We start from the raw sequence: 330 nt of genomic DNA, 5'->3' as shown, positions 1-330 counted from the left end.
GCCCGCCACAGATCGGCGGGCGCGACCGGGGGACGACGGTCGCCGCGGACGGCGACCCCGAGTGCGGCCAGGCCCAGCACGGTCACCCCGGCGCACAACGACAGGGCACGCACCCAGCTCGAACCCTGGGGCGCGGCCAGCAACCAGCCGGCGGCCACACCCGCGGTCGCGCCGACGACGGCACCGAGCAGCCATCGCCGGCGCGGCGGTACCACGGAGGTCAGGCCTTCGGCTTGCGCAGCGCGAACCACAGCCCGCCCGCGATCACCACGACCGCGGCCACGACAAACCACCACACCGCGACCCCGCCGCCGTCACCGTCGGCCGAGG

At 77.0% G+C, this 330-nt stretch carries 1 pseudogene; it reads right to left on the bottom strand.

The window, feature by feature from the left end:
- Positions 1–215 (bottom strand): annotated as a pseudogene (locus I0Q12_RS16765) (YtxH domain-containing protein); the annotation flags it as partial.
- Positions 216–330: the final 115 nt, after the last annotated feature.

The sequence above is a fragment of the Rhodococcus sp. CX genome (genome assembly GCF_015865005.1).
GTDB lineage: Bacteria > Actinomycetota > Actinomycetes > Mycobacteriales > Mycobacteriaceae > Rhodococcus.
This window is presented reverse-complemented; position numbering and strand designations above follow the sequence as displayed.